The following is an 8,707-nucleotide window of genomic DNA, read 5'->3' on the forward strand; positions in this document are numbered from 1 at the left end:
GCCCGCACCGACGGCCGAGATTTTTTTGTATTGGGGAAGGCGTAGGCATGAGCGACGTGCTGGAGCTGGTGGACGTATCCGTGGTCCGGGAGGGGCGCGCGCTGGTCGACCAGGTCTCGTGGTCCATCTCCGAGGGTGAGCGCTGGGTCATCCTGGGCCCGAACGGCGCCGGCAAGACCACCCTGCTGCAGATCGCCTCCTCGTACCTCTTCCCGACCTCGGGCAAGGTCTCGGTGCTGGGCGAGAAGCTGGGCGAGATCGACGTCTTCGAACTGCGCTCCCGGATCGGCCTGGCGGGCGCCGCGATGTTCGACAAGCTGCCGGCCGAGCAGACCGTCCTGCAGACCGTGCTCACCGCCGCCTACGGCATGACGGTCAGCTGGCAGGAGACCTACGAGCAGTCCGACGAGGGCCGCGCCCTCGCCCTGCTCGACCGCATGGGCATGGCCAGCCTCACCGGCCGCAAGTTCGGCACCCTCTCCGAGGGCGAGCGCAAGCGCACCCTGATCGCCCGCGCCCTGATGACCGACCCCGAGCTGCTGCTGCTCGACGAGCCCGCGGCCGGCCTGGACCTCGGCGGCCGTGAGGACCTGGTCCGCCGGCTCGGCGCGCTCGCCCAGGACGAGTTCGCCCCGGCCATGGCGATGGTCACCCACCACGTCGAGGAGATCGCCCCCGGCTTCACCCACGTCCTGATGATCCGCCAGGGCAAGGTGCTCACCGCCGGTCCGATCGACACCGAGCTGACCGCCCGTAACCTCTCCAAGTGCTTCGGGCTGCCGCTCACCCTGGAGCGACACGGCGACCGCTGGTCGGCCCAGGGCCTGCCGCTGGGCTGAGGCCCCGTCCGACCCCGCAGCGAATCCCTCGCCGACCCCTCGCCCGCCCATCACTCGGAAGGCCGTCGGAACCGGTCGCACGTGCGACCGGTTTCCGCCCCTCGACCTGCGGGAACTGTCCGCCTCGAAGGCCCTTCGCTCCCTAGGATGGACATGTGGACAGCTGGACCTGGTGGCTCCTGGCCGCCGCAGCCCTCGGCATACCGCTGGTGCTCACCGCGGTGCCGGAGTTCGCGCTGTTCGCGATCGGTGCGCTGGCGGCGGCCGGGGTGGCCGGGCTGGGCGGGGGAGCGGTCCTCGAGACCCTGACCTTCGTCGTGGTCTCGGTCGGGCTGGTGGTCTTCGTCGGCCCGATCGCCCGCCGGCAGCTGCGGAAGGGCCCGCAGATCAAGATGGGCATCGAGGCGCTCCAGGGTGCCACCGCGGTCGTCGCGGAAACCGTTGACGGGGAGGGCGGTCGGATCAAGCTCAACGGCGAGATCTGGTCGGCTCGCGCGCTCAATCCGGACAGTGTGTACCAGCCGGGTCAGAAGGTCGACGTCGTCGAAATCCAGGGCGCGACCGCCCTGGTCGTCTAGGGGAGAGTCCGTGGAACCCGTCCTTATCGTTTTGGTCGTCCTGGTCGTGGTGGCCTTCATCGCGCTGATCAAGACGATCCAGGTCATCCCGCAGGCCAGCGCCGCGATCGTGGAGCGCTTCGGCCGCTACACCCGGACGCTCAACGCGGGGCTGAACATCGTCGTCCCGTTCATCGACCGCGTCCGCAACCGGATCGACCTGCGCGAGCAGGTCGTGCCGTTCCCGCCGCAGCCGGTGATCACCCAGGACAACCTGGTCGTCAACATCGACACCGTCATCTACTACCAGGTGACCGACCCCCGGGCCGCCACGTACGAGGTCGCCAGCTACATCCAGGCGATCGAGCAGCTGACCGTCACCACGCTGCGCAACATCATCGGTTCGATGGACCTGGAGTCCACGCTGACCTCCCGCGAGGTCATCAACGCCGGTCTGCGCGGCGTCCTGGACGAGGCCACCGGCAAGTGGGGCATCCGGGTCAACCGCGTCGAGCTGAAGGCGATCGAGCCGCCGACCTCCATCCAGGACTCGATGGAGAAGCAGATGCGCGCCGACCGTGACAAGCGCGCCGCGATCCTCACTGCCGAGGGTCAGCGCCAGGCGCAGATCCTCAAGGCCGAGGGTGAGAAGCAGGCCGAGGTGCTCAAGGCCGAGGGTGAGGCCCAGGCCGCGGTGCTGCGCGCCGACGGTGAGGCGGCCGCGATCCGGACGGTCTTCGAGGCCATCCACGACGGCGACGCCGACCAGAAGCTGCTCGCCTACCAGTACCTGCAGACCCTGCCCGAGCTGGCCAAGGGCGACTCCAACAAGCTCTGGATCATCCCCAGCGAGGTCGGCGACGCGCTCAAGGGCCTGGGCGGCGCCTTCAACGGCCTGACCGGTAACGGCGGCGGCGCCAACGGTGGGGTCAACGGCGGCGCGGTGGCGGCGCCGAGCGTCCCTCAGGCGGCCCCGGCGGCCACCCAGGTGCCGCTCGACCCGGCGGCCGGGCCGCGGCCGGTGGACGTCGAGAAGGGCGCCGCCCGTCCCCGGGTGGACCCGGCCCGGGAGTACCGCAAGAACGACCCGGAGTGATGTGACCGTGTTCGGTGGAGGGCCCGCTGCCTGGTGGTGGCGGGCCCTCGGGTTTTCCCGGCGCCTTCACGCGGTGGCGCTGTCCCGTACGTCCCGAATGCGCTGTGGCGTACGTCCCGAATGGCGGGCGGGCCTGGTCCGGCCGGCACGGGGTCCGGCATGATCCCCTCGGACAGGACCGAGAGGAGAGGTGACCCGTGACGCTCTGGGAGGCGATCGCCGTCCTGGTGGCCGGCGTCGGTGCCGGGATGATCAATGTGATCGTCGGCTCCGGCACTCTGATCACCTTCCCGGTGCTGCTCGCCGTCGGCATCCCGCCGGTCACCGCCAACGTCTCCAACTCCTTCGGTCTGGTGCCCGGTTCGCTCAGCGGCGTGATCGGCTACCGCCGCGAACTGGTCGGCCAGGGCCGCCGCCTGCTGCGCATGGGTACCGCCTCGCTGCTCGGCGGGCTGGTCGGCGCGCTGCTGCTGATCAAGCTGCCGAGCGGGGCCTTCGACGCGATCGTCCCGGCGCTGATCCTGCTCGCCCTCGTCCTGGTGGTGATCCAGCCCCGGGTGGCCAAGGCCGTCGCCGCCCGCCGCCGCCCCGACGGCGACCCGGACGGCAGCCTGGTGCTGCTGGCCGGGGTGTTCCTCACCGGCATCTACGGCGGCTACTTCGGCGCCGCGCAGGGCGTCCTGCTGATGGCGCTGATGGGCATGCTGCTCCAGGAGGACCTGCAGCGGATCAACGGGGTGAAGAACGCCCTGGCTATGATCGTCAACGGGGTCGCCGCGCTGTTCTTCCTGTTCACCTCGACCGTCAACTGGACGGCCGCCGGGCTGATCGCGGCGGGCTCGTTGGTCGGCGGCCTGCTCGGCGCCAAGGTCGGCCGCAGGCTTCCGCCGACCGCGCTGCGAGGGGTGATCGTGGTGGTCGGGCTCGCGGCCGTGACCAAGCTACTGCTGAACTGAATGAACGTCAGACCGTACTCAAGTCGGAGGAATACGCCGTGGCCCTGGAGATGCGCGAGACGTGCGAGCGCTGCGCGGTGTCGCTGACCGCGGACGGCCCCGCCTCGATATGTTCCTACGAGTGCACCTTCTGCCCGGACTGCACCGAGGCCATGGCCGCCGGCTGCCCCAACTGCGGTGGCGAACTGGTGGCCCGTCCGCGCCGGAAGGCCGCCTGACCGGCACCCGACCGACGACACCCGGAGCGCACCGATGAGCAGCAGGGCACGGCTGAGCGAGGACGAGATCACGGCGGCCCTGGCGGCCCTGCCGCAGTGGGCGCGGGAAGGCGACAGCATCGCCCGCGGCGCGGACGCCCCGGACTTCCCGGCGGCGATCCGGGTGGTGGTCGCCGTCGCCGAGCAGGCCGAGGCACTCGACCACCACCCGGACATCGACATCCGCTGGCGCACCCTGCGCTTCGTCCTGTCCACCCACAGCGCCGGCGGGCTCACCGGCCTGGACTTCACCCTCGCCGCCCGCATCGACGAGGCCCTGCGCGCCGAGTCGGCGGCCTGAGACCGGCCCGCTGCGCTGCGCCGAGGGCCCGGGTGGGGCACCTGGACGGGCGTGAGATGCTGACTGCCGCAATCGGCAGGCAGGCGGGGCTGGGAGGGACGTAACGATGGCGCAGGAGCCCTTCGGAGACGCCCACGCCCAGCAGCAGTGGTACCCCCAAGGCGGGTACTACGACCCGCAGCAGCCGCAGGGGCAGTGGCAGCAGCCGGCGCCGTCGGCGGGCTACGACGGCGCGGCCGGGTACGGGCCGCAGGCGCCGCAGTACGACCAGCCGCAGTACGACCAGCCGCAGTACGACCAGCAGGCTGGGTACGGCCAGACCGGGTACGTGGAGGGCGGGTACGTCCAGGGCGACTACGGCCAGGGGCAGTACGGCGGCCAGGAGCAGTACCAGCCGTACCAGCAGCAGTACCCGGACTACGGGCAGCAGCCGTACGCGCCGTACGCCGCTGTGGAGCAGCCGGCTGAGGAGGCGCTGTACGTCCCGGCGGGCACCGGGTACCCGGCCGACGGCCATCCGCACATCGAGGAGTCTGCGGAGGAGCCTGAGCCCGCTGCCGAGGAGGAGCCGGCGGAGCCCGCTGGGTCCGCCGCTGCCGTGGCTGCCGTGGCTGCCGTGGCTGCCGTGCCTGCCGTGCCTGCCGTGTCCGCCGCGTCCTCCCGGGCGGCTCGGCGGGGCGGTGGTGGCACCGGTTCCGGCTCCGGCACCGATTCCGGCTCCTCGCTCGCGGCCAAGGCCCGGGCGGCCGCCGACGCCGTGCTGACCGGGGAACACGTGCCCAGTCGGCGCGCCCTGATGGTGCGGGCCGGCGCCGGGGTGGCCGCGCTCGGGGTGCTGATCACGGCCGCACTGACGGTCGGTGCCGAGGGCGGCGGCAGCGCGTCCGCGACCAGCAGCGGCGAGCCCGGCTTCGCGGTGGCGCACGCCAAGGCCTGGTCCGCGCAGCCCGCGGCCGCCACCCAGGGCGGGGGCGACGACACCCTGGTCGGCAGCTGGCTGCTGGCCGACGCGGTGGTCCGCGCCGACGGCTCCGGCGTGCACGCGTACGACCGGACGGCGGGCAAGCCGACCTGGTCGGTCGAGCCCCCGGCGGCCGGTGCCGTCCCGTGCGGGCTGTCGGCGGGCGTGAACCCGGCCGGGCTGGGCGCGGCGCTGTTCCGGCCGCAGGCCGATCCGAAGAGCCCCTGCACGCTGGTCGCCGCCGTGGACACCAAGACCGGCAAGACCGCCTGGACCAAGAACATCTCGGACGCCAAGGGCGCCTACACCGCCCGCATCGGCGTCACCGAGGACAAGGTGATCGCGGTCGGCGACGACCGCGCGGTCGCCTGGGACTCCGCCGACGGCAAGGACGTCTGGCAGTACACCGGGCAGGGCAAGTTCTGCACGCTGTCCGGTGGCGTCAGCGGCAAGACCGTGCTGGTCGCCTCCTCCTGCGCCGACTCGACGCCCGCCGACCAGGCCGTGGCGCTGAACACGGCGGACGGCAAGGTCTCCTGGTGGCGGGGCCTGAACAACCAGCCGAAGACGGTCGCGGTGCTCTCCGCCGAGCCGGCCGTGGTGCTGACCACCGGCGGCAAGCCCGAGGACGACCGGGTGTTCGCCTGGGGCACCGGCGGCGACCCGGCCGCCGAGATCCCGGTGGTCACCGACGGCGGCCGGCTGGACGTCGCCCACGGGACGTTTTCGGCCACCCCTAACGTCTTCTTCGAGGGCCGCACCATGGTCGCCACCCTGGTCCCGGCGAACGGCGGCGGGCCGGTGTCCGCGGTCGGCTACGACCTGGACACCGGCAAGCAGCGCTGGAAGGCGCAGACCACCGCCAAGGGCACCGTCCGGGCGGTCGGCATCGACGGCGGCTCGCTGGTGCTGGCCGCCGACGAGCGCCGCGACCAGCCCGCCCGCCTCGGCCGCTTCCCGCTGGCGGGCGGCCAGGAGGCGGTCGGCGGCAACTTCCCGCCCGGCACCGGCTCGCTGCTGGTCTCCGGGCGGGTCGTGATCGGCGGCGACCAGGTGGTCGTCATACCCGAGCACTCGGCCAACTTCGGCACGGCGGCGGGCTACCAGGCGAAGGGCTGAGGTCCTTCGCGGTCAGGCTTTCGCGGTCAGGCTTGTGCGGAGGCCCTTGCGGACGCGCTTGCACACGACCGTGTGGTCAGGCCGCCGGGACCGGCCGGCCCGGTACGTCCGGCAGCCAGTCGGCCAGCTCCCCGGCCTCCGAGCCGCGCAGGCCGAGCGCCAGCATCAGGGTGGCCTGCGGCGTCGGCACGAACGGCCGCCGCAGCAGTCTCATCCCGGCCTGCTCCGGCGTCCGGTCGGCCTTTCGCTGGTTGTCCTCGGCGCACGCGGCCACGGTGTTCATCCAGCTGTCCTCGCCACCGCGCGACTTGGGGTGCAGGTGGTCCACCGTGGTGGCCCGGCGCCCGCAGTACGCGCACAGGTGCTGGTCCCGGGCCAGGACACCCCGCCTCGACCACGGTGCCTGTTGTCGGAACGGCACCCGTACGTACCGTTGCAGTCTGATCACCCGTGGCACCGGGACGGCCACGCCCGTCCCCCGGATCGAGCGCAGCGGATGCGCCTGCTCCACCACCGCCTTGTCCTGGAGCACCAGGACGACGGCGCGCTGGAGCGACACCGTTGTCAGGGGCTCGTAGCTCGCGTTCAGAACCAGCGTGTTGCGCACTCGGCACACCCTTCCCACGGGCGTGCCACGGCGGCACGACCGTCTCCACACACGTCACTGCCGCCGCACGGCGGTGGAACCACTCTGAATGGGCCCACAGCCGACGAACAACGGAATTTCCGGTATCGGAGAGGCACCCGGGGGAGAGCGGCGGGTGCCCGGCACGGTGCCTCGGCGAAAACTCGCTGGCCGGGACCGCGTAGGCTCTATCAGGCTGGAGTCGTATCGACCCGGGGCCCGACCGAACCGGGCCAGCACACCGGGCAGACGCCCGATCGAAGGAGAAGCGTGACCGTGACGGACATCGTCGACGAGCTGCGGTGGCGTGGGCTGATCGCCCTGTCCACCGACGAGGACGCACTGCGCAAGGCGTTCGCGGACGGCCCGGTCACGTTCTATTGCGGCTTCGACCCGACGGCCCCCAGCCTGCACCTCGGCAACCTGGTGCAGATCCTCACCATGCGCCGCATCCAGCAGGCGGGGAACCTCCCGCTCGGCCTGGTCGGCGGTGCCACGGGTCTGATCGGCGACCCGAAGCCCACTGCCGAGCGCGTGCTCAACGACCCCGAGACGGTGGCCGGCTGGGTCGAGCGCCTGCGTGGTCAGATCGCGCGCTTCCTCGACTTCGAGGGCCCGTACGCGGCGCGCATGGTCAACAACCTGGACTGGACCTCCGGGATGTCGGCCATCAGCCTGCTGCGTGACGTGGGCAAGTACTTCCGCGTCAACAACATGATCGCCAAGGAAGCCGTCTCCCGACGGCTCAACTCCGACGCGGGCATCAGCTACACCGAGTTCAGCTACCAGATCCTCCAGGGCATGGACTACCTGGAGCTGAACCGCCGCTACGACTGCACCCTGCAGACCGGCGGCAGCGACCAGTGGGGCAACCTCACCGCCGGCACGGACCTGATCCGCAAGGCCGACGGCAAGTCCGTGCACGCGCTGGCCACGCCGCTGATCGTCAAGGCCGACGGCACCAAGTTCGGCAAGACCGAGTCCGGCACGGTCTGGCTCGATCCCGAGCTGACCACCCCGTACGCCTTCTACCAGTTCTGGCTGAACGCGGACGACCGGGACGTCTCCAACTTCCTGCGGATCTTCAGCTTCCGCTCGAAGGAGGAGATCGAGGAGCTGGAGCGCGAGACCGCCGAGCGCCCTGCCGCCCGCCTCGCCCAGCGTGCGCTGGCAGAGGAGCTCACCACGCTGGTGCACGGCGCCGAGCAGTACGAGCGCGCGGTCGCCGCGTCCAAGGCGCTGTTCGGGCAGGGCGACCTGGCCGACCTGGAGGCCCCGACCCTGGCCGCAGCCCTGGCCGAGGTTCCGAAGGCCGAGGTGTCCGAACTCCAGCCGGTGGTCGACCTGATGGTCGCCGTCGGCCTGGCGCCGAGCCGCTCGGCCGCCCGCCGGACGATCAAGGAGGGCGGTGCCTACCTCAACAACGTCAAGGTGACGGATGAGGAGGCTGTGCCGACCGAGGCGGACCTGCTGCACGGGCGCTGGCTGGTGCTGCGGCGCGGCAAGCGAAACCTGGCGGCGGCGGAGCTGGTCTCGGCCGGCTGACCGGTTCCCTGAGCTGCCGGTTGATCGACTGGCTGAAAGCGCACCCGCTCTGAGCTGCGACTCTGAGCCCCGAGGGCCGGATCTGGACAGATCCGGCCCTCGACGTTTGACGATGCCCTCCAGGTGGCCTAGTGTTGAACGAGTCGCTGGAGCGGCCACCCCACTCAGCAAGACCCACTCTCACCTCGATGCCCATTCAGTTGGGTTCGTTGACGTTTTCGTCGACCGGGCGTGAGTGTGAATTTCGAGTAACAGCTCGGAATAAGCTAAAGTGGTGGTCGTCGCAGAAAGCGGCCCCGGCCAGTTCGGGAAATTAGATGAATGAAACTCCGGTAAACGGAGCGGAAAACATCTGATAAACTGGAAACACGAAAGAACGAAGCGCCCGGAGGGCCCGCTGGAAGGCGGTCCGAAGGAAGCGTCCGTTCCTTGAGAACTCAACAGCGTGCCA

The 8,707-nt window shown here is 71.1% G+C and carries 9 protein-coding genes; 8 read left to right on the forward strand and 1 reads right to left on the reverse strand.

What is annotated here, in order from left to right; genetic code table 11:
- The first annotated feature begins 47 nt into the window (after positions 1-47).
- The 7 genes from ACH4E7_RS14450 (at position 48) to ACH4E7_RS14480 (ending at position 6,086) form a co-directional block, all read left to right on the forward strand.
- Complete coding sequence (locus ACH4E7_RS14450; protein ID WP_396249361.1) at positions 48-839, forward strand: ABC transporter ATP-binding protein; 792 nt, start codon at positions 48-50, stop codon at positions 837-839.
- Positions 840-994: 155 nt separating this feature from the next.
- Positions 995-1,417, forward strand: a complete 423-nt coding sequence (locus ACH4E7_RS14455) for an NfeD family protein (RefSeq protein WP_396249362.1) — start codon at positions 995-997, stop codon at positions 1,415-1,417.
- Between the two features lie 10 nt (positions 1,418-1,427).
- A complete protein-coding gene (locus tag ACH4E7_RS14460; RefSeq protein WP_396249363.1) occupies positions 1,428-2,492 on the forward strand; it encodes an SPFH domain-containing protein in 1,065 nt (354 codons plus the stop codon).
- Positions 2,493-2,689: 197 nt separating this feature from the next.
- On the forward strand, positions 2,690-3,448 hold the full coding sequence (locus tag ACH4E7_RS14465; RefSeq protein ID WP_396249364.1) for a sulfite exporter TauE/SafE family protein: 759 nt from the start codon (positions 2,690-2,692) through the stop codon (positions 3,446-3,448).
- A gap of 38 nt (positions 3,449-3,486) precedes the next feature.
- Entirely contained in the window at positions 3,487-3,666 is a 180-nt protein-coding gene (locus ACH4E7_RS14470) for a DUF1272 domain-containing protein (protein ID WP_355676778.1), read from the forward strand.
- A gap of 34 nt (positions 3,667-3,700) precedes the next feature.
- On the forward strand, positions 3,701-4,006 hold the full coding sequence (locus tag ACH4E7_RS14475) for a 4a-hydroxytetrahydrobiopterin dehydratase (RefSeq protein WP_396249365.1): 306 nt from the start codon (positions 3,701-3,703) through the stop codon (positions 4,004-4,006).
- Between the two features lie 106 nt (positions 4,007-4,112).
- Positions 4,113-6,086: a PQQ-binding-like beta-propeller repeat protein gene (locus ACH4E7_RS14480; protein ID WP_396249366.1), complete on the forward strand. Its 1,974-nt coding sequence runs from the start codon at positions 4,113-4,115 to the stop codon at positions 6,084-6,086.
- Positions 6,087-6,162: 76 nt separating this feature from the next.
- On the opposite strand, the gene ACH4E7_RS14485 is transcribed toward ACH4E7_RS14480, so the two are convergent.
- Positions 6,163-6,693, reverse strand: a complete 531-nt coding sequence (locus ACH4E7_RS14485; RefSeq protein WP_396249367.1) for an HNH endonuclease — start codon at positions 6,691-6,693, stop codon at positions 6,163-6,165.
- A 294-nt stretch (positions 6,694-6,987) separates the two neighbouring features.
- Between ACH4E7_RS14485 and tyrS the strand changes: the two genes are divergently transcribed.
- The gene (gene tyrS, locus ACH4E7_RS14490; RefSeq protein WP_396249386.1) at positions 6,988-8,256 is read left to right on the forward strand and encodes a tyrosine--tRNA ligase; all 1,269 of its coding nucleotides are present in this window, start codon (positions 6,988-6,990) and stop codon (positions 8,254-8,256) included.
- Positions 8,257-8,707 lie beyond the last annotated feature (451 nt).

The organism is Kitasatospora sp. NPDC018058, assembly GCF_044327205.1.
GTDB lineage: Bacteria > Actinomycetota > Actinomycetes > Streptomycetales > Streptomycetaceae > Kitasatospora.